This is a genomic window from Microbacterium indicum DSM 19969, assembly GCF_000422385.1.
GTDB lineage: Bacteria > Actinomycetota > Actinomycetes > Actinomycetales > Microbacteriaceae > Microbacterium > Microbacterium indicum.
Genome location: NZ_AULR01000016.1, coordinates 41,320 through 64,055, shown reverse-complemented (window position 1 = coordinate 64,055; position 22,736 = coordinate 41,320). Strand labels below are relative to the sequence as shown.

At 73.9% G+C, this 22,736-nt stretch carries 18 protein-coding genes; 9 read left to right on the top strand and 9 right to left on the bottom strand.

Annotated elements, in window-relative coordinates:
• Nucleotides 1-9: 9 nt before the first annotated feature.
• Nucleotides 10-390 carry a twin-arginine translocase TatA/TatE family subunit gene (locus H576_RS0111020; RefSeq protein ID WP_029150981.1) on the top strand — a complete coding sequence of 127 codons (381 nt, stop codon included), beginning with the start codon at nucleotides 10-12 and terminating at the stop codon, nucleotides 388-390.
• A gap of 12 nt (nucleotides 391-402) precedes the next feature.
• Here the strand turns inward: H576_RS0111020 and H576_RS0111015 are convergent, their stop codons facing one another.
• The 3 genes from H576_RS0111015 to H576_RS0111005 are packed head-to-tail and all read right to left on the bottom strand — an operon-like array spanning nucleotide 403 to nucleotide 3,370.
• Nucleotides 403-1,545, bottom strand: coding sequence for an Mrp/NBP35 family ATP-binding protein (locus tag H576_RS0111015; RefSeq protein WP_029150980.1), 1,143 nt, complete (start codon nucleotides 1,543-1,545; stop codon nucleotides 403-405).
• Nucleotides 1,542-2,081, bottom strand: a complete 540-nt coding sequence (locus H576_RS0111010) for a DUF1003 domain-containing protein (RefSeq protein ID WP_029150979.1) — start codon at nucleotides 2,079-2,081, stop codon at nucleotides 1,542-1,544. Before H576_RS0111010 ends, H576_RS0111015 begins: the two co-directional genes overlap by 4 nt.
• The gene (locus H576_RS0111005) at nucleotides 2,081-3,370 is read right to left on the bottom strand and encodes a magnesium transporter MgtE N-terminal domain-containing protein (protein WP_029150978.1); all 1,290 of its coding nucleotides are present in this window, start codon (nucleotides 3,368-3,370) and stop codon (nucleotides 2,081-2,083) included. The genes H576_RS0111010 and H576_RS0111005 overlap by 1 nt, the downstream gene beginning before the upstream one ends.
• 117 nt (nucleotides 3,371-3,487) lie before the next feature.
• Between H576_RS0111005 and H576_RS15505 the strand changes: the two genes are divergently transcribed.
• Nucleotides 3,488-4,129 carry a YflT domain-containing protein gene (locus H576_RS15505; protein WP_084502698.1) on the top strand — a complete coding sequence of 214 codons (642 nt, stop codon included), beginning with the start codon at nucleotides 3,488-3,490 and terminating at the stop codon, nucleotides 4,127-4,129.
• On the opposite strand, the gene H576_RS0110995 is transcribed toward H576_RS15505, so the two are convergent.
• Nucleotides 4,117-5,529 (bottom strand): aminopeptidase P family protein, encoded by a 1,413-nt coding sequence (locus H576_RS0110995; RefSeq protein ID WP_029150977.1) that lies wholly within the window; start codon nucleotides 5,527-5,529, stop codon nucleotides 4,117-4,119. The two genes, H576_RS15505 and H576_RS0110995, sit on opposite strands and share 13 nt — an antisense overlap.
• Nucleotides 5,530-5,554: 25 nt before the next feature.
• Entirely contained in the window at nucleotides 5,555-6,574 is a 1,020-nt protein-coding gene (locus H576_RS0110990; protein ID WP_029150976.1) for an endonuclease/exonuclease/phosphatase family protein, read from the bottom strand.
• A 115-nt stretch (nucleotides 6,575-6,689) separates the two neighbouring features.
• Here H576_RS0110990 and H576_RS0110985 point away from each other — a divergent pair, with 115 nt between their 5' ends.
• Nucleotides 6,690-7,541, top strand: a complete 852-nt coding sequence (locus H576_RS0110985; RefSeq protein ID WP_029150975.1) for a PHP domain-containing protein — start codon at nucleotides 6,690-6,692, stop codon at nucleotides 7,539-7,541.
• A 1-nt stretch (nucleotide 7,542) separates the two neighbouring features.
• On the opposite strand, the gene H576_RS0110980 is transcribed toward H576_RS0110985, so the two are convergent.
• Entirely contained in the window at nucleotides 7,543-8,949 is a 1,407-nt protein-coding gene (locus H576_RS0110980; protein WP_029150974.1) for a DEAD/DEAH box helicase, read from the bottom strand.
• A gap of 164 nt (nucleotides 8,950-9,113) precedes the next feature.
• On the opposite strand from H576_RS0110980, the gene H576_RS0110975 reads away from it, so the two are divergent.
• Nucleotides 9,114-9,827, top strand: a complete 714-nt coding sequence (locus tag H576_RS0110975) for a ferritin-like fold-containing protein (RefSeq protein ID WP_029150973.1) — start codon at nucleotides 9,114-9,116, stop codon at nucleotides 9,825-9,827.
• Between the two features lie 4 nt (nucleotides 9,828-9,831).
• Here the strand turns inward: H576_RS0110975 and H576_RS0110970 are convergent, their stop codons facing one another.
• Nucleotides 9,832-10,110: a hypothetical protein gene (locus H576_RS0110970; protein WP_029150972.1), complete on the bottom strand. Its 279-nt coding sequence runs from the start codon at nucleotides 10,108-10,110 to the stop codon at nucleotides 9,832-9,834.
• Nucleotides 10,111-10,122: 12 nt separating this feature from the next.
• A complete protein-coding gene (locus H576_RS0110965) occupies nucleotides 10,123-10,344 on the bottom strand; it encodes a DUF3107 domain-containing protein (RefSeq protein WP_029150971.1) in 222 nt (73 codons plus the stop codon).
• A gap of 152 nt (nucleotides 10,345-10,496) precedes the next feature.
• Between H576_RS0110965 and H576_RS0110960 the strand changes: the two genes are divergently transcribed.
• Genes H576_RS0110960 through H576_RS0110950 form a run of 3 tightly spaced genes read left to right on the top strand, consistent with a single transcriptional unit; the run spans nucleotide 10,497 to nucleotide 18,095 of the window.
• Nucleotides 10,497-13,703, top strand: a complete 3,207-nt coding sequence (locus H576_RS0110960) for a UrvD/REP family ATP-dependent DNA helicase (RefSeq protein WP_036320604.1) — start codon at nucleotides 10,497-10,499, stop codon at nucleotides 13,701-13,703.
• Nucleotides 13,700-17,107 carry an ATP-dependent helicase gene (locus H576_RS15500; RefSeq protein ID WP_036320601.1) on the top strand — a complete coding sequence of 1,136 codons (3,408 nt, stop codon included), beginning with the start codon at nucleotides 13,700-13,702 and terminating at the stop codon, nucleotides 17,105-17,107. Before H576_RS0110960 ends, H576_RS15500 begins: the two co-directional genes overlap by 4 nt.
• A gap of 46 nt (nucleotides 17,108-17,153) precedes the next feature.
• Entirely contained in the window at nucleotides 17,154-18,095 is a 942-nt protein-coding gene (locus H576_RS0110950) for a DUF222 domain-containing protein (RefSeq protein WP_156888205.1), read from the top strand.
• A gap of 15 nt (nucleotides 18,096-18,110) precedes the next feature.
• Here H576_RS0110950 and H576_RS15495 read toward each other — a convergent pair whose 3' ends face one another.
• Nucleotides 18,111-19,289, bottom strand: coding sequence for a phosphotransferase (locus H576_RS15495; protein WP_051172659.1), 1,179 nt, complete (start codon nucleotides 19,287-19,289; stop codon nucleotides 18,111-18,113).
• A 64-nt stretch (nucleotides 19,290-19,353) separates the two neighbouring features.
• Here H576_RS15495 and nudC point away from each other — a divergent pair, with 64 nt between their 5' ends.
• Both nudC and H576_RS0110935 read left to right on the top strand, forming a co-directional pair.
• Nucleotides 19,354-20,259 carry an NAD(+) diphosphatase gene (nudC, locus tag H576_RS0110940; RefSeq protein ID WP_036320598.1) on the top strand — a complete coding sequence of 302 codons (906 nt, stop codon included), beginning with the start codon at nucleotides 19,354-19,356 and terminating at the stop codon, nucleotides 20,257-20,259.
• Nucleotides 20,256-21,968, top strand: a complete 1,713-nt coding sequence (locus tag H576_RS0110935) for an ATP-dependent helicase (RefSeq protein WP_029150967.1) — start codon at nucleotides 20,256-20,258, stop codon at nucleotides 21,966-21,968. The genes nudC and H576_RS0110935 overlap by 4 nt, the downstream gene beginning before the upstream one ends.
• The last annotated feature ends 768 nt before the right edge of the window (nucleotides 21,969-22,736 follow it).

The window sequence follows — 22,736 nt, the reverse complement described above, 5'->3', positions numbered from 1 at the left end:
TCTGGTTCCATGTTCAGCGGGTTCGCGATCGAGAAGGTCATCATCGTGGCCGTGATCGCCGCCATCATCATCGGTCCGGAGCGGCTCCCGCAGGCGGCGGAATGGCTCGGCCGCACGGCCCGACAGCTGCGCGACTACGTGCAGGGCGCCCGCACCCGCGTGACCGAGGAGATGGGCGAGGACTTCCAGGAGGTCGACTGGAAGAAGCTCGACCCGCGCCAGTACGACCCGCGCCGCATCATCCGCGAGGCGCTCCTCGACGACGCGCCCGACGTCAAGCCGGTCTCGACGCCCGCGCCGACGATCGTGAAGCCGCCGCGCACGACGCCGCTCGTCGCGCGCGCGTTCTCCGCGGAGGAGCCGCCGCCGTACGACGATGAGGCGACCTGACCCGCGAGCGCCTCAGAGCGCCTGGAACGGCAGGCTGCGCCCCGCGAGGCCGCGGGGTCGCGTCGCGATCCGCTCGGCGAGCGCCGTGATCGCGCGCGCGCCCGCGTCGTCCGGGTGCGCGACGACGACGGGCGTCCCGGCGTCGCCGTCGGTCCGCAGCGCGGGGCTCAGCGGGATCGACGCGAGGAGCGGGACGGGATCCGACCCCTCCGACAGGGCGTCGGACACGGTCTGACCTCCGCCGGATCCGAACAGGTCGAGGGTCGTCCCGTCGGGCAGGGCCAGGGGCGCCATGTTCTCGACGACGCCGACGACGTTCTGCTTCACCTGGCGGGCGACGAGGCCCGAGCGGATGGCGACGTCGCTCGCGGCCGGCTGGGGCGTCGTGACGACGAGGACGTCGGCCCCGGGCAGCAGGTGGCCCGCCGAGATCGCGATGTCGCCCGTTCCCGGCGGCATGTCGAGGAGCAGGACGTCGAGGTCGCCGAAGAACACCTCGGTGAGGAACTGCTCGAGCGTGCGGTGCAGCATGGGGCCGCGCCACATCACGGCGCCGGGGTTGGAGCCGTCCGACTGCCGCAGGAACATGCCGATCGAGATGACCTTCACGCCGTGCGCGACGGGTGGGAGGATGAGCTCGCCGACCTGCGTGGGCGACGGCGAGGACCCGTCGGCCTCCGCGAGGCCCAGGAGGCCCGGGATCGAGAAGCCGTGCACGTCGGCGTCGACGAGCCCGACGGCGAGGCCGCGCTGCGCGAGAGCGACCGCGAGGTTCGCCGTGACGGTCGACTTGCCGACGCCGCCCTTGCCGCTCGTGACGGCGATGACGCGGGTGAGGGATCCTGCGCCGAACGGGTTGCGCTTCGCGGGCCGCAGACGGTCGGTGAGGGCCTTGCGCTCGGCGGGCGACATGACGCCGACGGCGATCTCGGCCCGGCCGGCGCCCGCGACGCCCTCGGCGGCCGCCCGGACGTCGCGCTCGATGCGGTCGGCGGCGGGGCAGCCGACGATCGTCAGGGCGATCTCGACGCGGACGCCCCCCGGCGTCTCCTCGACGCCGCGGACCATGTCGAGCTCTGACAGCGGGCGGCGCAGCTCGGGGTCGCTGACCGACCCCACCGCGTCGCGCACGCGGTCGGCGAGGGATCCCGTCACGCGTCCTCGCCGTCCTCGGCCTGCGCGGACTTCTTCGCCCGCTTGCGGTCGGACTTCTCGATGTCCTTGAGCAGCCGGCGCAGCTCCTCGCGCAGCACGTCGCGCGTGACGGCGCCGTTCTCGACCTCCTGCATCGCGAGGCGCAGCGCGACGATCTCGCGCGCGAGGTACTCGGTGTCGGCGAGGTTGCGCTCGCTGCGCACGCGGTCCTGCTCGAGCTGCACGCGGTCGCGGTCGTCCTGGCGGTTCTGCGCGAGCAGGATCAGCGGGGCCGCATAGGAGGCCTGCAGCGAGAGGATCAGCGTGAGGGCCGTGAATCCGATCGCCGCCGAGTCGAAGCGCCACTCCTCGGGCGCGAGCGTGTTCCACGCCATCCAGAGGAGGCAGAACAGCGTCAGGATGATGAGGAACCACGGGGTCCCCATCGCGCGCGCGATCCACTCGGTCGCCTGGCCGAACCGGTCGCTCGGGGCCGTGTCGGCGCCCAGGGAGGGGCGCCGCCCGCGCGCGAAGCGGCGGGCCTCGGGGCGGGCCATCAGCCGGCCACCGTCCGGATCGAGCCCGTCTCGAGCGCCGGGATCGGGTCGTCCTCGTCGTGCGATCGCCAGTCGTCGGGCAGCAGCGAGTCGAGCATGTCGTCGACCGTCACGGCGCCGAGCAGGCGGTGCGCCTTGTCGACGACGGGCATCGACACGAGGTCGTAGCTCGCGAGGCGGCGCGCGACCTCGGCGGCCGGCGCGGTCGCCTGCACGGGCTCGACGGTGTCGTCGAGGATCGCGCCGATGCGCTCGTGCGGGGGATAGCGGAGCATGCGCTGGAAGTGCACGGCGCCGAGGTAGCGCCCCGTCGGCGTCTCGTACGGCGGCAGCGTCACGAACACGCTCGCCGCGAGCGCGGGGTGCAGCTCGTGGCGGCGGATCAGGGCGAGCGCCTCGGCGATCGTCGCGTCGGCGGGCAGGATGATCGGCTCGGTCGTCATGAGGCCGCCCGCCGTGTCGGGGCCGTAGCTGAGGATGAGGCGCACGTCGTCGGCCTCCTCGGGCTCCATCATCTGGAGCAGCTCCTCGCTGCGCTCGGCGCTCAGCTCGGCCAGCAGGTCGGCGGCGTCGTCGGGATCCATCTCGTCGAGCACGTCTGCGGCGCGCTCGTCGTCGCCGAGGGCCTCGAGGATCTGCACCTGGTCGTCCTCGGGCATCTCCTCGAGCGCGTCGGCGAGGCGCTCGTCGCTCAGCTCGGCGACGACCTCGATCATGCGCTCGCGGGGCAGGTCGAGGAGCGCGTTCGCGAGGTCGCTCGGCCGCATGTCGCCGAGACTCTGCGCGAAGTGCTCGGCCGACTGGGCCTCGCCCGGCTTCTTGCGCTCGTCGACCTGGGCCCAGGTCGCGAACGTCGTCGGCCCCTTCGAGAACGGCGCGGCGCTCGTGCGCGGGCGGCGAAGGAAGAGCTGCGTGATCGACCACTCGCCGATGCGGTTGGGCTCGATGCCGACGTCCTCGATCGCGGCCTCGCCGGATCCGTCCTGGAGCGTCACGCGGCGGCCGATGATCTCGGCCATGACCCGCTTCTCGTCGGCCCGCGGGTCGAACCGGCGCACGTTGATCAGGCCCGTCGTGATGACCTGGCCCTGTGCGATCGAGGTCACGCGGCCGATGCCGACGAAGACCTGCCTCCGCCCCGGGATCTCGAGCACGAGCCCGATCACGCGGGGCGACCCGGTACTGCGATAGACGACGACGATGTCGCGCACTTTGCCCAGTCGATCACCCGCCGGATCGAACACGGGGCATCCGGCCAGCCGGCCCACGAAAACCCTCTGCGTACTCACTCGTCAAGGGTAGCCGAGGGGCCCGGCCGCGCGGCCCTCCTGCGGCGGGCGCGCTCTCACAGGGAGGGCATAGCGGAGGCAGAGATCCGGGTGTCGGCCGCGTGGGAGAATCGGGCCATGAGCATGATGAACGGCCTGGGTCGCGCCCCTGAGGTCGGCGAGACCGTCGCGACGTACAAGCAGTACGAGGGCGCTCAGCGGGCGGTGTCCCTCCTCATCTCGAAGGAGATCCCGGCGTCCGACATCGCGATCGTCGGATCCGCGCTGCGCTCGGTCGAGAAGATCACGGGGCGCCTCGGGTGGGCGCAGGCCGCGTGGCAGGGTGCGCTCAACGGCGTGCTCCTCGGGCTCCTCGTCTCGGCGTTCGCGTTCATCTGGGTTCCGACGCCGACCTTCGCGATGGTCGGCGGGCTCCTGCTCCTCGGCGTCGCCGTCGGCATGCTCATGCGCGTCCTGAGCTACTCGCTCGTGCGCCGCCGCCGCGACTACGCGAGTGTGCAGATGGTCATGGCCGACCACTACGAGGTCGCCGTCTCGCGATCGCACGTCACCGAGGCGCGCCGCCTGCTCGGGACGACGAAGCCGCGCACCGTCGTCGCGGCCCCTCCGACGAACGAGCCCCCGCAGTACGGGATCCGCGTCGTCGACGGCAAGCCGCAGCAGCCGCAGGCGCCCGCCGAGACGCCGAAGCCGGCGGAGCCCGAAGGATCCGCCGGCCCCGACGCGGGAGAGGCTCCCGCGGGAGATCAGCGCGACTGACCCCCGCGCACCCACGCCTCGACGTCGTCCGCCGTGCGCGGGACGGCCGCCGAGAGGTTGACGGGCCCGTCCTCGGTCATGAGGATGTCGTCCTCGATGCGCACGCCGATGCCGCGGAACTCCTCGGGCACCGTCATGTCGTCGGCCTGGAAGTAGAGGCCGGGCTCGATCGTGAAGACCATGCCGGGGCGGAGCTCGGCCTCGTAGTACATCTCCCGACGCGCCTGCGCGCAGTCGTGCACGTCGAGACCGAGGTGGTGGCTCGTGCCGTGCACCATGTAGCGGCGCTGCTGGCCGCCCGTCTTCGGGTCGAGCGCCTCGGCCGCGGGAACGGGAAGGATGCCCCACTCGGCGGTCTTCTCGGCGATGACCCGCATGGCGGTGTCGTGCAGCTCCTGGAACCGGATGCCGGGCTTCGCGGCGGAGAAGACGGCGTCCGCCGCCTCCAGGACGGCCTCGTAGATCCTCCGCTGCACGGGGGAGAAGGTGCCGTCCACGGGGAGCGTGCGGGTGACGTCGGCGGTGTAGAGGCTGTCGACCTCGACGCCCGCGTCGATGAGGATCAGGTCGCCCGGCGCGACCGCGCCGTCGTTGCGCGTCCAGTGCAGGTAGCAGGCGTGCGCGCCGGCCGCCGCGATCGTGTCGTAGCCCTCCCAGTTCCCGTCGCTGCGGGCGCGGCTGTGGAACACGCCCTCGACGACGCGCTCGCCGCGCGGGTGCTCGATCACGCGGGGGAGCTCGGCGACGATGTCGTCGAAGCCCGACTTCGTCGTGTCGACCGCGAGCTGGAGCTGCGCGACCTCGTACGCGTCCTTGATCAGGCGCAGCTCGGAGACGAAGGTCGTGAGGGCCTCGTCCTCGCCCACGACGAGGTCGTCGTCGCCCGAGGCGAACGCCGAGAGGTCGGCGGTCTCGACGCCGAGGTCGGCGGCGACGGCGGCGAGCGACGGGCGGGGGCCGACCCAGAACTCGCCGATCGAGGCGTCGCGATAGAACTCGGCCGTCTCGCGGGTCGCGCGGTCGCGGAGGAACAGGGTGACGTCGTGGCCGTCGGCGGTCGGGTCGAACACGAGGAGCGAGTCGGCGACGGCGTCGGACGCCCACCCCGTGAGGTGCGCGAACGCCGAGTGGGCGCGGAACGGGAAGTCGGTGTCGTTCGACCGCACCTGGTAGCCGCCAGCGGGGACGACGAGGCGCCTGCCGGGGAACGCGGCGCTCACGGCGTCGCGCCGGGCGGCCGCGAACGGGGCCTGCTCGCGCGCCGCGGGGATCGCGTCTTCGCGGTCGGCCCAACCCGTCGAGATCGTGTCGAGGAAGCCCTGCGGGTACGGCTGGCGCCGGTTGGTGTTCGAGTCGGTGCGGGGCTTCTCAGCGGTCGTCGTGTCGTCGGATGTCGTCATGCATCCAGTGTCGCACCGACGCCTCTCAGGAGACCGGCTCGAGCTGGACGACGAGGGGGCGGTGGTCGCTTCCCGCGTCGTCGAGGTTGGTGAGGACGAGGGATCCCGTCGCCTCCCAGTTGCTCGTGTGCAGCACGTGGTCGATCGGCGCGCCGAGGAGCGTCGGGACGGAGGCGGGCCAGGTGCCCGCCGCGCCGTCGCCCGTGCTCGTCGCCGAGTCGTCGCACCAGCCGAGGTCGTGACCCGCCTCGCCGAGCGCGGCCATGTTGTCGACCGTCGCGTTGAAGTCGCCGGCCATGATGACGTCGCCGTCCACGCACTGGTCGGCGAGCCAGCGCAGATCCGCCTGCCAGTCGCTCATGTACTCGTCCTGCGGCGAGACGGCGTGGGCCGCGACGATGATCGGGCCGTCGCCGTCGACGGGCATCGCGACGGCGCTCGGCAGCATCGTCGTGCCGTCGGACGACGCGTCGATGACGGAGTAGTCGCCGAGGTCGGGGGAGATGAGGAGCGTCGTCTGCCAGGCCTGCGGCCCGTTCTCGACGTCGCTGTTGTACTGCTCGACGTGCACCCACATCGGGTGGCCGAGCTCGCGCATGAGGACGGCGACCTGCTCGCCGACGCCCTCCTCGGTCTCGGGGAGCGCGACGATGTCGGCCTCCATGGCGACGGCCGTCTCGGCGATCGACTGCGCGCCCGCCGCGTTGCCGAGCGTGTTCCACGTCATGACCCGCACGGCGTCTTCGGTCTTGTCGGGCAGCTCCGACGTGCCGTAGCCGCGCACGCCGAGGATGATGCCGCCCGCGAGAGCCGCGAGGGCCGAGACGATCGCCATCGAGACGGCGAATCCTCGGACGCGGCGGGCCGCGGCGATGAGGAGGAAGACGATCGCGATGACGGCGAAGCCGACGACGAGCGCACCGCGGAGGGCGACGAGCTGCGCGAAGGGCAGGCGCTGCTCGAGGTGGAAGAACTGGGGCCAGGTGACGACGATCGCGGCGCACCCGAAGAGCACCGTGATCAGACCGCCGAGCCACCGCAACACGCTCGCGACATTACGCACGACTTCTGGGAAATGCCGCGCGGAGGGGGCGCCGCCCAGGGCACCGGGAGGGTACTCCCAGCGTCCCGTCCCGCCGCGGGAGCTCTAGGCTCCCTCTGTGCCCCTCGCGATCCCCGGCCCCGCCGACCTCCACCTGCATTCCGAGCGCTCCGACGGAACGGAGTCGCCCGAGCGGGTCGTCGAGGTCGCGCGCGAGGCGGGGCTCGGCACGATCGCGCTGACCGACCACGAGACGACGAGCGGGTGGGACGAGGCCGCGACCGCCGCGCGCCGGCTCGGCATGGGGTTCCTGCCCGGCGCCGAGATCTCGGCCGAGCACGCATGGACCGGGGTCCACGTCCTCGCGTACCTGTTCGATCCCGACGACGCGAACCTCTCCGCGCTCATGCGGCGGATCCGCGACGACAGGGTCGGCCGCGCCGAGCGCCTCGTCGCGAACCTCGCCCGCGACTACCCGATCACGTGGGACGACGTCTCGGCGCAGCGCGCGGGCGACGCGACCGTCGGCCGGCCGCACATCGCCGACGCCCTCGTCGCGGCGGGAGTCGTCTCCGACCGGGGCGAGGCGTTCGCCGACCTGCTGCACTTCCGGAGCCCGTACTACGAGCGCCACTACACGCCGGAGCCGATCCTCGCCGTGCAGCTCATCGCGGCGGCCGGCGGCGTCCCGATCATCGCGCACCCGGCGGGGCGCGGGCGCCTCGACGACGGGGAGATCCGTCGCCTCATCGACGCGGGCCTCGCGGGCTTCGAGCTCGGGCACCGCGAGAACCGCCCCGACGGCGTCGCGCGACTGCGCCGCTTCGTCGACGCCCACGACCTCGTCGTGACGGGGTCGAGCGACTACCACGGCGCCGGGAAGCCGAATCGCCCGGGCGAGAACACGACCGACCTCGAGATGGTCGAGCGCATCATCGCCCGGGCGAGCGGGACGGATCCGATCCTGTAGATCAGGCGGCGGGGGCGCCCCCGCCGACCTGCGGCGTGCCGCCCGAGGAGCGGCGGCGACGGCGGCGGCGACGCGAGGGCGCGCCGCTCGAACCGTCGCGGTGCTCCTTGCCCTGGCCGTCGTGCGTGCCCTGGCCCTCGTCGGGCGTCTCGGCGTCGGCGCTCGGGCGGCGGCGCGAGCGGCTCTGCTGCGGCTTCCTCTCCCCGTCCTGCTTCTTCGGGGCGGTCGCGATGCGGCCCTTCGTGCCCTCGGGGATGTTCAGGTCGGAGAACAGGTGGGGGCTCGTCGAGTAGGTCTCGGTCGGCTCGGGCTGGCCGAACTCGAGAGCGCGGTTGATGAGCGCCCACTTGTGCAGGTCGTCCCAGTCGACGAAGGTCACGGCGATGCCCTCGTTGCCCGCGCGGCCCGTGCGGCCGGCGCGGTGCAGGTACGTCTTCTCGTCGTCGGGGATCGTGTGGTTGATGACGTGCGTCACGTCGGTCACGTCGATGCCGCGGGCCGCGACGTCGGTCGCGACGAGCACGTCCTTCTTGCCGGCCTTGAACGCGGCCATCGAGCGCTCGCGCTGCTCCTGGCCCATGTCTCCGTGCACGCCGCCCGCGTTGAACCCGCGGTCGTTGAGCTCGTCGACGAGACGCTGCGCGGCGCGCTTCGTGCGCGTGAAGATCACGGTCTTGCCGCGGCCCTCGGCCTGCAGGATGCGGCCGATGACCTCGTCCTTGTCGAGCTGGTGCGCGCGGTAGATGACGTGGCGGATGTTCGCCTGCGTCAGGCCCTCGTCGGGGTCCGAGGCGCGGATGTGGATCGGGTTCGACATGAACCGGCGCGCGAGGGCGACGATCGGCCCGGGCATCGTCGCGCTGAACAGCTGCGTGTGGCGCGAGGAGGGGACCTTCTGGAAGATCTTCTCGATGTCGGCGAGGAAGCCGAGGTCGAGCATCTTGTCGGCCTCGTCGAGCACGACCTCGGTCGCGTTCGAGAGGTCGAGGAGGCGCTGGTTCGCGAGGTCGATCAGGCGGCCGGGGGTTCCGACGACGATCTGCGCTCCGGCGCGCAGCTGCTCGATCTGGCCCTCGTATGCCTTGCCGCCGTAGATCGCGACGACGTGCGTCGAGCGGCCGCTCGTGAGGAGGTCCATGTCCTCGAAGACCTGGGTGGCGAGCTCGCGCGTCGGGACGACGATGAGCGCCTTGACGCCGGGCTCGGGGTCCTTCCCGAGCCGCTGGACCACGGGGATGCCGAAGCCGAAGGTCTTGCCCGTTCCCGTCTTCGCCTGGCCGATGACGTCCTGGCCCGGAAGGGAGATCGGGATCGTCTGCTCCTGGATCGGGAACGCGTCGGCGATCCCCTTCGCCTGGAGGACGTCGACGATGTCCTGATCGATGCCGAGTTCGGCGAACGATGTCATGTGATGGTGCCTGTTCTCGGCGGCGCGGCGCGGGAGCGCGCGGCTGCCGCCGTGGAAATGCGTCCACGCCTCTTTCTGAGCCCAGGCGCGGTGCCCCGCTCCGATGACGAGGCTGGCACCGAGCCTACCCGGCCGCGTTCCGGGATCGCCGTAGGCTGTCGTGCGTGGTCAACTGGTTCTGGCGTCGGGCCCGCCCGACGCGCGTCCTGCGCCTCCGGTCGCGCGGTGAGCTCGGCGACGCCACGCGCGTCGACTTCGCCGAGCTGGCGCCCGACGCCGAGGTGTTCCTCGGCCAGGCGGCGTACCTGCAGCTCGGCTACTTCGAGACGCTCACGCGGCTGATCCAGCGCACGCCGGATCTCGCCGAGAAGGAGGCGCTCTCGCTCGCGGCCGGTGCGGCTCTCCGCAAGCACCGCGGGCTCGTCGAGATCATCCGCGATCGCGGCGACGACCCCGCCGAGCTCATGCGCCCTTTCCAGGCGCCGCTCGACGCGTTCCGCCGCCGCACGCTGGGCGCGCGGCCGCGCGAGACGATGCTCACGGTGCACATCACGGCGGGCCTGCTCGACGACTTTTACCTCGCGCTCGCCTCGAGCTACGGCGAGCCCGGCCGCCGCGCGGCGCGGGTCCTGCGCGAGGACCACGACAGGCAGCAGCTGGCCGACCTCCTGCGGGCGACGGCCGACTCGGACGAAGAGATGCGCGGCCTGCTGTCGATGTGGGCCAGGCGGCTCGTCGGGGACACCCTGCTCGTCGCGCGCTCCGCCCTGCGCGAAGACGGGCTCGACCGCTCCGAGGAGGAGAAGGTCGAGCCCGTCTTCACGGCGCTGCTGTCGGCGCACTCCCAGCGCATGGACGCGCTGGGGCTGACGGCCTGATCGATCAGGCGGCGGCGAGGAACGCGGCGTCGCTCCGACGGCGCACGGCCGTCGACACGAGGAGCCACGCGATCGCGATCGCGATGGGTGCGACGAGGGCCGAGAGCCAGGTGAGCCAGCTGGCCTCGCCCCACACCCAGGTCAGGCCCGCGTAGATCGCGGCGGCCGAACCCACCGCGACCGCGGGCGCGAGGAGCACGCCGCGGAGATCGCGCGCGGGGAGGAGGTAGTGGAGGCCGGCCCCGACCGCCGCGGCGAAGACGAGCGCGAGGAGGATGTGCATTCGCGCCCCCGGTCAGGCCACGAAGCCGACGCGGCGCGTCTCCGCCGTGCCGATCTCGATGTAGGAGAGCACGCTGCCGGAGACGAGGTACGTGTTGCCCTTGATGTCGGTGAACTCGGCGGGGGCGCCGACCTCGAGCGCGGAGGCGACCTTCTTCTTGACGTCCTCGGGTGCCTCGTCCGTCTCGAAGCTCAGCTCGCGGGCGGTGTTCTTCATGCCGATGCGGATGTCCATGGAGGTGCCTTTCGTCGCGCGATGCGCTGCCCCGAGCGGGGCGCTCGCAACAACTTTATGGGACGAGCTGATGAGCCGGATCCGTTGACGCTCAGGGCGAACGCGCGCGCCGCGGCCTTCGTTTGTCGGGGCTTCCCGGGAGGATGGGGATCATGACGACGAGCACCTCCTGGGACGCCGAGCAGCGGGCCGTCATGGAGCTCGACCCGGCGGCATCCGGCACCGTGATCGGGGCGCCGGGCAGCGGCAAGACGGCCGTCGTCGTCGAGCGGGTCGCGCGCCTCCTCACGGGAGAGGCGGCGCTCGCGCCCGAGGCCGTTCTCGCCCTCACGCCCTCGCGGGCCTCGGCGACGCGGCTGCGCGATCGCCTGGGGCTGCGCGTCGGCATCGCGACCCCTGGCGCGCTCGCCCGCTCGATCGGATCCTTCGCGTTCCAGGTCGTCCGGGCCGACGCGCTCTCGCGCGGAGAGGCGGCGCCGCAGCTGCTCACGGGAGCCGAGCAGGACCGGCTGCTGGGCCAGCTCGTCGAGGGCGACATCGACGACGAGCGGATCGCGTGGCCCGAGCACCTGCCTCCGGCCGTCCGCCGGTCGCGCGAGTTCCGCTCCGAGCTGCGCGCGTTCCTCGACGCGGCCGTCGAGCTCGACGTGTCGCGCGACGAGCTGCGGGCGATGCGCGGGGGCGAATGGGCCCCCGTCGCGAGCCTCCTCGCCGACTACGCCGGCGCGGCGCGGGGCATGCGCGACGCGGCGTGGGACGCGGCGGAGCTCACGCGCGGCGCGATCGACGCGCTGCGGTCGGGCGCCCCGCTCCCGGGCGTCGACGAGCTGCGCGCGGTCCTCGTCGACGACGCGCAGGAGCTGACCCGCGGCGGCGCACTGCTCCTCGAGGCCCTCGCGGCGCGGGGCGTCGCGGTCGTCGCGTTCGGCGACCCCGATATCGCGTCGGGCGCCTTCCGGGGGATCACACCCGACATCTTCGGCGACCTCCAGCGCGCGCTCGGCCCCGTGCACGTCCTGCGCGGCCAGCACCGCGCCCGCGGCGGCATCGCGTGGGTGACGCGCAGCATCACGCAGCTCATCGGCGCGGGCGGCCGGGTCGACCACCGGCACGCGCCGGGGCCGAGGCCCGACGACGGGGGAGACGTGGCCGTCGCGATCGCGCCCTCGCCGCACGAGGAGATCGACGAGATCGCCTGGCAGCTGCGCGAGTGGCACCTGAGCCGCGGCGTCGCCTGGTCGCGCATGGCGGTCGTCGCCCACGACACGCGCCAGATCGCGACGCTCGAGGCCGAGCTCGCGGCGCGCGAGGTCCCCACCCGCGCGGCAGGCGTCACCCGCCCCCTCGGGTCCGAGCGCTCCGTGCGCCAGATCGTCGAGCTCGTCCTCCTGGGTCTCACGCCGGCGGCCGAACGATCCGACGAGGCCCTCGTCGACGCCCTGCGCTCGCCGTACGGGGGCTTCGACGGCGTCGCGCTGCGGCGCCTGCGCGCGCGGCTGCGGCACGCCGAGCTCGCGGCGGGCGGCGTGCGCCCCGCGCGCGAGCTGCTGCGCGAGGCCATGGCCCACCCCGTGCGGTTCGCGGCCCTCGACACGGCGGAGGGGCGCTCGGCCGAGCGCCTCGCGGTCACGCTGCGCGAGATCGGCGAGGGCGCGGCGCGCGGCGCGACGATCCACGAGCTGCTCTGGCTCGCGTGGGACCGATCGCGCACGCTCGCGGGCCGCCGGCTGTCCGAGGTGTGGCGCCGCGTGGCGACCTCGCCCGGACCGCAGTCGGCCGAGACCGCTCGCTCGCTCGACGGCCTCGTCGCGCTCTTCGCGGCCGCGAAGCTGCGCATCGAGCGCGCTCCGCACGAGGGCCCGCTGCCGTTCGTGCGCGAGATCCTCGGCAGCGACGTCCCCGAAGACATGCTGTCGGCGCCCGAACGCGACGGCTTCGTCACGCTCCTGACCCCCGCGAACGCCCTGTCGACCGAGTTCGACGTCGTCGTCATCGCGGGGCTGCAGGACGGCGTGTGGCCGAACACGCGCCTGCGCGGCGGCATGCTCGGGGCGTGGCGGCTCCCGGCGGCGCTGCGCGCCCTGCGCTCGGACGACCCCGATCCCGACGACGACCCCGCGATCGACCGGCGCCGGGCGGCGCTCTTCGACGAGCTGCGGCTCTTCGTCCGCGCCGTGTCGCGCGCGCGGATCGGCGTGCTCGTCACCGCGACGCGCGACGACGACCAGGCGCCGAGCCCGCTCTTCGCGTCGCTTCCGGACGAGCGTCCCCTTCACGCGCACGCGCGGCCGCTCACCCTCCGCGGGCTCGTCGCGCATCACCGCCGCACCCTCACGACCTCGGGCGACGAAGCCGAGCGCCGCGAGGCGGCGGGCCAGCTGCGGGTCCTCGCCGAGGCGGGCGTCCCGGGCGCGGATCCGGGCGAGTGGTACGGCATCGCCCCCGCGACGACCGAGGCGCCGCTCCGCGACCTCGCCGCCGAGCCCGTGCGCGTCTCGCCGTCGCGGATCGAGGGCTTCGAGGAGTGCGGGCTGAGCTGGGCGATCGCGTCGCTCGGCGGCGACACCGTGATCTCGCCGAGCGCGGGGCTCGGCACGATCCTGCACGCGGCGCTCGAGCACGCGCCCGACGGCGGCGTCGACGCCCTCGAGCGCGTCGTCGACGAGCGGTGGGGCGAGCTCGACTTCGAGACGGCGTGGCTCGGTGCGCGCGAGCGCCGGCGCATGGACCAGTACGTGCACCGGCTCGACTCCTACCTCGCGAGCGTGCGGGCCGACGGCGGCCGGGTCGTCGCCTCCGAGGCCGAGTTCCGGTTCGCGGTCTCGCTCGACGACGGTGCGGTCCACGCCGGACCCGACGCGGCGGCGCCGGGACGCGCCGTGATCCGCGGGACGATCGACCGGGTCGAGCAGTACCCGCCCGGCGCGGGAGAGCATCCGCTCGCCCGCGGTCGCGGCTACGAGGCCATGGCCGCGGCGCCCGACGGCGCGATCGTCGTCGCCGACCTCAAGACGGGGAAGAACGAGGAGCGCACGGCCGACGCCAAGGTCCGCGACGACGCGCAGCTCGCGGCGTACCAGCTGGCCGTCGAGGCGGGTCTCGTCGCGGGGGCGCCTCCCGAGCGCCTCGGCGGCGCGCGCCTCGTCGTGGTCTCGAAGACGACGGCGAAGAGCCCCTACCGCATCGCGCACCAGCACACGCTCGCGGGCGACGACCGCGACGCGTTCCTCGCGCGCCTCGGAGCGGCGGCCCGCGGCATGGCGGCGTCGACGTTCGAGGCGTCGGTCGAGGCGCACTGCACCGCGGGGCAGTGGGCGCCCATCTGCCGGATCCACACCGTGAAGGCGGTCAGCGCATGAGCTGGAACGGTCCCCTCTCCCTGTCGGCCGACGTCATCGCCGACGCCCTCGGGCAGTTCCGGCCCACGCCGGCGCAGCGCCGCGTCATCGAGGCTCCCGACGAACCGGCGCTCGTCGTCGCGGGCGCCGGCAGCGGCAAGACCGAGACGATGTCGGCGCGGGTCGTGTGGCTCGTCGCGAACGGCCACGTGTCGCGCGACGAGATCCTCGGCCTCACCTTCACCCGCAAGGCGGCCGGCGAGCTGGCCGAGCGGATCGGGCGTCGCCTCGACCAGATAGACGCGTACGGGCGGCGCGGGCTCCTCCCGCATCTCGACGAGATCGTCGCCTCCGGCCGCCTCGCGCGCATCGCCGACGCCCGCGCCGGCGCGCAGCGCGAGCTCGTCCGCCAGACCGTCCTCGACGAGCTCGCCCGAGACTATGCGACGGGATGGGACTCGGGATCCGGCCCCAGGATCGACGCGCTGCTGCTGCGGCCGCGCGTCTCGACCTACAACGCGTTCGCCGACGGACTGGTCCGCGAGAACGCGGCGCGCATCGGGCGCGACCCCGACGCGGGCATGCTCGGGGCGACGGCGTCGTGGATGCTCGCCCGCGAGGTCGCGATCGCGGCAGACGGGGTGGGGCTCGAGGATCTCGACAACTCGCTCGGCGACATCGTCCAGGCGATCCAGCGGCTCGCGGGAGACCTCCTCGACCATCGCGTGAGCCCGGCCGCGCTCCGGCGCTGGGCCGAGCGGCAGGCGGCCGAGTTCGCCCCGTTCGTCGACGACTCCGTGCTGTCGGTGCGCTCCTGGGAGAGCGCGCACGCCGCTCTCACGGCGCTGCCCTCGCTGCTCTCGCTCGTCGAGGCATACGGCGCCGAGAAGCGCCGCCGCGGCGTGCTCGACTTCGCAGACCAGGTGTCGGGGGCACTCGACGTCGTCGAGCAGGCGCCCGACATCGCGCGCGAGCTGCGTGAGCAGCACCGCGTCGTGCTGCTCGATGAGTACCAGGACACCTCGGTCCTCCAGACGCGGCTGCTCGCGGGGCTCTTCCGCGACAGCGCCGTCATGGCGGTGGGCGATCCGAACCAGTCGATCTACGGCTGGCGGGGCGCCAGCGCCGACAACCTCCCGGCGTTCCCCGTCGAGTTCGCGCGCGAGCGAGAGGCCGGGCGCTACGACCTCATGACGAGCTGGCGCAACGACCGCGTCGTCCTCGCCGCGGCCAACAGCGTCGTCGAGCCGTTCCGTGCGGCGGGCGGGATCGACGTCCACGAGCTCGAGCCGCGCCCCGGCGCCGCCGACGGCCGCCTCGAGGTGCTCTTCCCGCAGACGATCGACGAGGAGACGGCCGGCGTCGCCGACTGGTTCGCGGGCCTCCAGCAGGCGCACGAGGGCGAGGATCCGCTCACGGGAGCGATCCTCTTCCGCTCCAAGAAGCACATGCAGGCCTTCGCCGACGCGCTCGCGGCTCGCGGGATCGCGCATCGCATCCTCGGCCTCGGCGGCCTGCTGTCGTCGCCCGAGATCGTCGACCTCGTGAGCGCCCTGCGCGTGCTCCACGACCCGACCGAGGGGTCGGCGCTCATCCGCCTTCTCGTGGGGCCGCGCTTCTCGATCGGCGTCGCCGACATGGCGGCGCTCTACGATCTGGCGGCCGACCTGTCGCAGCGCGACGGCGGCATGGCGCCTCTGCCCGACGAGCTGCGCGAGAAGGTGCGGCAGTCGGCCGGCATCGACGAGCAGGTGTCGATCGTCGACGCCCTCGACGTCGTGCGCACGGCCCGCGACGACTACCGGCTGCTCGCCCGGATCACGCCCGAGGGCCGCGCGCGGCTCCGCGCAGCGGGCGAGATGTTCGACCGCCTGCGCCGTGCCGCGGGCCAGCCCGTCCCCGACCTCCTGCGGCTCATCGAGAGCGAGCTGCGGCTCGACATCGAGCTCGCGGCGAACGAGACGCGGGGTGCGGGACGCACGGCGTCTGCGCAGCTTCGGGCCTTCGGCGACGAGGTGCGCGCGTTCCTCGACGTCGACGAGCGGGGCACGCTCTCGAGCGTCCTCGCCTGGATCGACCAGGCGGAGCGCGCCGACGACCTCATGCCGCGCACCGAGCCGCCCGAGCCCGGCGTCGTGCAGCTCCTGACGATTCACGGGTCCAAGGGGCTCGAGTGGGACGCCGTCGCGGTCGTGCGCCTCGTCGACGGCGAGCTCCCCACGCGATCGCGCGGCGTCCGCGGGGGATTCGGCTTCGGGCGCCTGCCCGAGCGCTTCCGCGGCGACGCCCGCGCGCTGCCGACCTTCGAGTGGATCGCGCCGGCCCCCGCCGCCGACGCGAAGGAGAAGCGGGCGCAGCAGAAGGAGCTGAAGGCCGCGTTCGACGCGTTCGAGGACGCGAACCGCGAGCACCAGCTCGCCGAGGAGCGGCGGCTCGCCTACGTCGCGGTCACGCGCGCCCGCGGCCGGCTTCTGCTCACGGGGTCGCATTGGTCCGGGCAGAAGACGCCGCGGCGGCCGAGCCCGTTCCTCGAGGAGATCCAGGAGCACCTCGGGCTGGATCCCGTCGAACCGCCCGCCGACGACGCCGAGAACCCGTACGCGGGAGACGGGGCGACGGCGCGGTGGCCGCTCGACCCGCTCGGCGCGCGCCGCGCGCGCGTCGCGGAGGCCGCTCGGCTCGTGCGCGACGCGCCCGCCGCGGCCCCGTCGCCCGAGCTCGCCCGCCTGCTGCGCGAGCGCGCCGAGCGGGAGGCGGGCCTCGCGCCGCGCGTGCCGACCCGCGTCCCGGCGTCGCGCTTCAAGGACTACGTGACCGACCCCGACGCCGCGCTCGCCGAGCTCGATCGGCCGATGCCCGAGCGCCCGTTCCGCCAGACGCGGCTCGGCACGCTCTTCCACCAGTGGGTCGAGCAGCGCTCGGGCCTCGTCGGCGGCGGGCCGTCGCCCGACGACGCCCTGTGGGAGATCGACGGGGACGACGCGTTCGACGAGCGCACGGGAACGGCCGAGCAGGCGGCCGACGAGGCCGACCTCGCGCGCCTGCGCCGCACCTTCGAGGGCAGCGAGTGGGCGGAGCTCCAGCCCGAGCTCGTCGAGACCGAGGTCGACTTCCCGCTTCCCGGGCTCGACGGATCCGAGCCGCGCCTCGTGATCTGCAAGCTCGACGCCGTGTACCGCCGGGGCGATCGCGTCGAGATCGTCGACTGGAAGACGGGGCGCGCTCCGCGCAGCGACGCCGAGCGGGCCGACCGGATGCTCCAGCTCGCCCTCTATCGCCTCGCCTACCACCGCCGGTTCGGGGTCCCGCTCGAAAGGATCGACGTCGCGCTCTACTACGTCGCCGACGACCTCGTCCTGCGCGACGACCGCGTGATGAGCGAGGAGGAGCTCGTCGCGCGCTGGCACACCGCGGTGGGCTCCTGACCTCGACGGAATCGCCGTACAGGTGCGCGGTGCGATCTCGTGGGAGATGACTCCCGAAGAGCGCGAGCGCGCCGATGGGGCGCTCGCCGCCCTCGAGACGGCGCGGCAGCTGCGCGCCGGCGCCGACTCGCTTGCGGCGTCCGCCCAAGCCGTGCCCGACAGGATCGCCGAGGCGCAGGCCCGCAGGATCCCGTCGACGGGAGATGCGCGCGACCTCCCGTATCGCTCGATGGCGGAGGAGGTCGCGTCGGCCATGCGGGTGTCGCGGCACGTCGCTTCGGCGAGGCTCCGCGAGTCGTCAGATCTCGCGCGGTCCTACCCCGCGACGCAGCAGGCCCTGCGTGAGGGGGCGATCTCCGAGGAGCACGTGCGTGCGCTCCTCGCCGAGGGCTCGGCGCTCGCGGCCGACGACGCGGCACGGGTCGCCTACGAATGCGAGTGCCTCGACGTCGCCCGGGTGTCGACTGCGCCGCAGACGCGCACCGCGGCCCGAGTGATCGCCGATCGCCTCCTCGACCGCGACGTCGAGCAGGCGCACGCGCAGGCGAAGGCCCGCCGTCGCGTCTCGGTGCGCGACCTCGGCGACGGCATGAGCGAGCTGTACGCCGTCGCCGAATCGACGGTGATCCGCGGTGCTCTCGACCGGCTCACGACGATGGGGCGGCGGGTCGCGCATGCGCACCGGACCGCGCACCAGCTGCACACACCAGGCGGCACGGCCCTTGGTGAGATCCGAGCGGCGGTCCAGGTGATGATCCCGGTGGGGCTGATGACGGGCGAGGTGACGGGGCGGCCCCGAGGGCGACCGCTCCTGGAGTACGATCAGCCGATCGGCGCCGCCGAGGCGAGGCGGCTCGCGGCTCTCACCCCGACGTGGGATCGGATCTTCGTCGCGCGCGACGGAACGTGCCGCTTCCCGGGGCGCACGACGATGCCGGGCTCCGCCGTGCGTTTCCGCGACCTGAGCGCGACCGCCGCACCGTTCTGAGGAGCAGGCTCCGGGTCAGGACCGGTCGAGCGGCTGCGTGTCGTCCGTGACGTCGGAGGGAGCGACGGGCTGGGTGTCGTCGGTCGACGCCGCGGCGTGCTCGCCGAGGCCCCAGCTCTCCTCGGCGTGGAGGCCGAGCTCCTCCGGGCCGTATGCGTCGGTGTGCATCGAGGTGTCGGTCTCGGTCCGCGCACCGCGGGGCACGCGATCGAGGAGCGCAATCGCCTCGCTGACGTCGGCGCGCTCCCGGGCGGGGAGATCGGCGAGGAGAGCGTCGTCGGCGAGGCCGGCCGACAGCGACTCGAGCAGCTCGGCCGCATCGTCGACGACCTGCGGCTGGTGGCTCTCGATGCCGTGCACGAGCCAGCGCGCGAACTCGAGCTCGGCGTGCAGGCGGGCGCGCACGCGGAGCGCGTGGTCGGGCGCGCGCAGCGATGCGTCGCCGTAAGCCGCGAACACGTCGTCGGCCGCGTCGGGCGCCGACTCGGTCCAGTGCAGATCCACCGCGGGGTCGCCGATCGCGAGGCCCTGCCAGTCGAGGACCCCCGCGACGCGCGGCGCGCCCGCGGCGTCGTCGCGCAGCAGGAACGACGTCGCCTGCGCGCCTCCCAGGACGACGGTCGACTCGAACGACCACAGCCGGTCGTCCTCGACGGCCTCGCGCCAGCGCACCATGAGCCGCACGGGGACGCGCCCGCTGCGCCCGATGAGGTCGAGCAGCCGCTCGAGCTCGGCGCGGACCTCGGCGGGGGAGCGTTCGACGAGCCCGGCCGAACGCACGACCGAGGGCGTCAGGGCATGGACCCGGGCGATCGCCTCGCCGATCTCGCGCGCGACGCCGCGCCCGGCGGGGATGTGGGCGGCCTCGACCTGGTAGCCCGGGAGATAGGTCGTCACGATGACGCGCGTCTCGTCGGCGGCCGTCTGCCCGACGACCTCGGGCGCCGCGAACGGCAGCAGGTCGCGCACGCCGGCCGTGAGGGCGCGCAGCGCGATGAGCTCGCTCTCGACGTCGGCGAGCGCGCTCTCGTCGGCGGGGATGCGGACGACGACCTCGGATCCGTCGGCGCGCGTCGCGACTGCGGCGTCGAAGCGGCCCGAACCGCCGGAGGTGAGCGGGCGCGCCCCCGTGATCTCGACTCCGGGGACGGCCGCCGTGGCGGCCGCGGCTAGAGTGAAGGGGGATCGCGACATAGGTCCCAGACTAGGTCGGGCCCTGCGCGCGCACACCGCGCCACGCCCCGGAGAGAGGGAGTCCATGACCGCGTCCGCCGCCCCCGCCGTGTTCGATCGCAGCGCAGGGGAACGCGACCGGCCGGGCCTCCTCGAGGAGCTGCGGGCCGATCCCGGGACCCGCGTCCTCCTCGTCGCGGGCGACGAGGCCCCGGCGTCGGGCGACGCGATCGCCCTCGACTTCGCGGCCCCCGATGAGGTGCCGGACGGGTCCCGCTGGGCCTTCCTCGGCCGAGACGCCGACGGTCGCGGCGTGCTCCTCGCCGCCTTCCCCGGGCGGGGTGAACGGCCCGCCGCCCTCGCCGCGCGCGATCTGCGCTCGCACCGGATCATCGGCGCCGCGCTCCCCGAGATCGAGTCCGACCTCCTGACCGAGGCCGTCGCGCTCGGACGCTGGCTGTGGGACTCGGCGTTCTGCCCCGCCTGCGGAGGCGACGCCGAGATCCGCCAGGCGGGCTGGTCCCGGCGCTGCGCCGCCTGCGGGCGGGAGCACTTCCCGCGCACCGACCCGGCGATCATCGTCGGCATCGTCAGCGCCGACGGTGAGCGGATCCTCCTCGGCGCCAACGCGGCCTGGGGCGGCCGCATGTTCTCGTGCTTCGCGGGATTCGTCGAGGCCGGCGAGTCGGCCGAGCAGGCTCTCCGCCGCGAGCTGCACGAGGAGGCGGGAGCGACGGTGCGCGAGGCGACCTACCTCGGATCCCAGGCGTGGCCCTACCCGCGCTCCCTCATGCTCGGCTACCACGCCGGTCTCGTCGACGACGACGACGTGACGCCCGACGGCGAGGAGATCGTCGAGGCGCGCTGGTTCACGCGCGAGGAGATCGGCCGCGGCCTTCGCGGCGAGGGGGACGTCGGGCTCCCCGGCGCGACGTCGATCGCGCACCGCATCATCCGCGCCTGGTACGACGGAACGCCCGTCGCGTCGTGAGCAGCGTCCTCGACGCGCTCGACGAGAGCCAGCGCACCGCCGCCGAGATCCTGCGCGGGCCCGTCGCCGTCCTCGCGGGCGCGGGCGCGGGCAAGACCCGCGTGATCACGCACCGCATCGCGCACGGCGTCGACGAGGGCGCCTACACGCCGAACAGGGTCCTCGCGCTGACGTTCACGACGAAGGCCGCCGGCGAGCTCCGCGGGCGCCTGCGCGCAATGGGCGTCGTCGGCGTGCAGGCGCGCACCTTCCACGCCGCGGCGCTCTCGCAGCTCAACTACTTCTGGCCGACGGTCGCCGGCGACACGGCGCCGTCGATCATCGACAACAAGGTGCGCGCCCTCGCGCACGCCGCCGACTCGCTGCGCCTCCGGCCCGACACCAACACCCTCCGCGACGTCGCGGCGCAGATCGAGTGGCGCAAGGTCACGATGCGCTCGATCGAGGAGTACGCGACGCTCGGTCGGTCGGTCGGTCAGATCTCGGCGGCCGCCCTCGCAGACCTCATGGCCGCGTACGAGAAGCTCAAGGACGAGCGCCGCCAGCTCGACTTCGAGGACGTCCTCCTCGCGTGCGCGGGCATGATCGAATCGGAGCCGCGCGTCGCCGTCGCGGTCCGCGAGCAGTACCGCCACTTCACGGTCGACGAGTACCAGGACGTCTCGGCGCTGCAGAACCGTCTGCTCGAGCTGTGGCTCGGCGAGCGGCGCGACATCTGCGTCGTCGGCGACCCGAGCCAGACGATCTACTCCTTCGCGGGAGCCGAGGCGCGCCACCTCCTCGACTTCGGTCGGCGCTACCCGGACGCCCGCATCGTGCGCCTCGAACGCAACTACCGGTCGGCGCCCGAGGTGCTCGGCGTCGCGAACGCCCTGATGCGCGACAGGCCAGGCGCCCTGACTCTCGCGCCGTCCCCCACGGCGCCCGCCGCCGCTGCCCCGCCGACCGTGACGGCCTTCCCCGATGACGAGGCCGAGGCGCGCGCCGTCGCGTCGCGGATCCGCGAGCTGCTCGACGGGGGAGCTGCCGCGAGCGAGATCGCGGTGCTGTACCGATCGCACGCGCAGTCGGCCGCCCTGCAGCAGGCGCTCGCGGCGTCCGGCGTCCCCGCGCAGGTCCTCGGCGGGCGGCGCTTCTTCGACCTCCCCGAGGTGCGCCAGGCGGTCATGGCGATCCGCGCCGCGGCCGTCGCACCGACCGACGAGAGCTTCGCCGACCAGGTGCGCGACGTCCTCCGCGGCCTCGGCCACACCGACGACGCGCCGGAGGCCGGGGGAGCGCTGCGCGACGCGTGGGAGGCGCGGCAGGCGATCCTCCGCCTCGCCGGCGAGCAGACGGAGGGGGCGACGATGCGGGGCTTCGCCGATGCCCTCCTCGCGCGAGCGCAGGATCAGCACGAGCCCGAGATGCGCACCGTGACCCTCGCGACGCTCCACGCGGCGAAGGGCCTCGAGTGGCCGCACGTCTTCCTCATCGGGATGTCGGAGGGCTTCCTGCCGATCTCCTACGCGCAGGGACTCGAGGCGATCGACGAGGAGCGCCGCCTCGCCTACGTGGGGATCACGCGGGCCGAGCGCTCGCTGTCGCTGTCGTGGGCGCGCTCCTCGGGACGATACGAACGATCGGCATCTCGCTTCCTCGCGGAGATCGGCACAGGCACGCTGCGCTCGGGCGATGCGAGCGCCAGCGCCGCCGCCCGTCGCGGGTGATCCGCACGGATCGCGTGCGCTCCGCGTGTGGGTCGTCGGCGGCGAGGATCCGCGCCACGATCCCGGCCGCCGCGCTCGCGATCGACCGCGGGATGAGCCGCGACTCGGCCCGAGCGACGAGCTGCGCCGCGATCGTCGGATAGAGCGGATCCCGCTCCCGCTCGTGCTCCCACAGACACGCGAGACAGGCCGTGCGGCCGGGGCGCACGAGTGGTCCGACCGTCGCGGCATGCGGAGCCAGCGCGATCGGCAGGTGCGGCCGGTCGGCGGCCATGAGCCGGTGCGCGATGTGGGGAGGCACGACGGCGCCGCCCACGACGACGGCGAGGCGCGACGCATCGGCCGCGGCCTCGGCGGCCGTCGCGCGCGTCGCGTCGAACCCGGCGGCGTCGAGCGCGTCGAGCACGCCGAGGACAGCCTCCTCGGGGACCTCGTCGGCGACGACGACCGTCAGGGCGCGCTGCACCGGCGCCTCGCGCAGGGCTGGCCCCAGCGCGGCGACGAAGGCCGCCGCCTCGGCGGGCTGCGCCCCGAACGCCGTCGCGACGCCGGCGATGTACCCGTCGGGGATCCCCGAGACGAGCGACTCGATCAGCTGCACCTGCCAGCGCGCGGCGTCCTCGACGACGGGGCACACGGGCGGCTCGCCGATCTGCAGCGCGCGCGGGCCGCGCCAGAGGACGGGGAACGCGGGGTCGATCTCGATGAGGGCCATGCGGAGATCATGCTCGCCTCACGGCGCCCCGAAGGGGTTATCCACAGATCGAT

Excerpts from the sequence above, each read along its gene's own strand:
- H576_RS0110965 (WP_029150971.1), bottom strand. The coding sequence starts at position 10,344 with ATGGACATCCGCATCGGCATGAAGAACACCGCCCGCGAGCTGAGCTTC.
- nudC (WP_036320598.1), top strand. The coding sequence starts at position 19,354 with ATGACCGCGTCCGCCGCCCCCGCCGTGTTCGATCGCAGCGCAGGGGAA.
- H576_RS15505 (WP_084502698.1), top strand. The coding sequence starts at position 3,488 with ATGAGCATGATGAACGGCCTGGGTCGCGCCCCTGAGGTCGGCGAGACC.
- H576_RS0110960 (WP_036320604.1), top strand. The coding sequence starts at position 10,497 with ATGACGACGAGCACCTCCTGGGACGCCGAGCAGCGGGCCGTCATGGAG.
- H576_RS0110970 (WP_029150972.1), bottom strand. The coding sequence starts at position 10,110 with ATGCACATCCTCCTCGCGCTCGTCTTCGCCGCGGCGGTCGGGGCCGGC.
- H576_RS0111020 (WP_029150981.1), top strand. The coding sequence starts at position 10 with ATGTTCAGCGGGTTCGCGATCGAGAAGGTCATCATCGTGGCCGTGATC.
- H576_RS0110995 (WP_029150977.1), bottom strand. The coding sequence starts at position 5,529 with ATGACGACATCCGACGACACGACGACCGCTGAGAAGCCCCGCACCGAC.
- H576_RS15495 (WP_051172659.1), bottom strand. The coding sequence starts at position 19,289 with ATGTCGCGATCCCCCTTCACTCTAGCCGCGGCCGCCACGGCGGCCGTC.
- H576_RS15500 (WP_036320601.1), top strand. The coding sequence starts at position 13,700 with ATGAGCTGGAACGGTCCCCTCTCCCTGTCGGCCGACGTCATCGCCGAC.
- H576_RS0110950 (WP_156888205.1), top strand. The coding sequence starts at position 17,154 with ATGACTCCCGAAGAGCGCGAGCGCGCCGATGGGGCGCTCGCCGCCCTC.
- H576_RS0111010 (WP_029150979.1), bottom strand. The coding sequence starts at position 2,081 with ATGGCCCGCCCCGAGGCCCGCCGCTTCGCGCGCGGGCGGCGCCCCTCC.
- H576_RS0110980 (WP_029150974.1), bottom strand. The coding sequence starts at position 8,949 with ATGACATCGTTCGCCGAACTCGGCATCGATCAGGACATCGTCGACGTC.